Source organism: Polaromonas sp. P1_G2 (assembly GCF_056405515.1).
On record NZ_JBFUBY010001735.1, the window covers coordinates 1 to 362 of the forward strand.

Sequence of the window (362 nt, forward strand, 5' to 3'; positions counted from 1 at the left end):
CATGGACAGGCCGGGCATGAGCCGGCTGGCGGCGATGATCGAGGCCGGCGTGCATCAGGACGATGCCACGGCATTTGGCGATGCGCTTCGCCACAGCCTGGCGACCGGAGAGAGCTTCGCGCTGCGATATCGCATGCGCCGCGCCGATGGAGCCTATCGTTGGATGTCGAGCCGTGCCGAACCGATGCGTGACCAAGCCGGAAGCATCACGCAATGGTATGGGATCTGTCACGATATCGATGACCAGATGCGGGCCGAAAAAGCGCTGCTGCAGCGAGAGCGGCAGCTGCAGCAGATGATCGATGCCGTGCCGGTGCGCATCTGGAGTGCCGTGCCCTCGGGTGGGTCGATCTACTTCAACA

General features: G+C 63.5%; 1 protein-coding gene. It reads left to right on the top strand.

Going from position 1 to position 362, the window contains the following annotated elements:
* Window positions 1–16: 16 nt before the first annotated feature.
* Window positions 17–362 (top strand): PAS domain-containing protein (locus tag AC1D0P_RS32350; protein ID WP_477680457.1); only part of this gene is annotated, 346 nt, incomplete at its 3' end.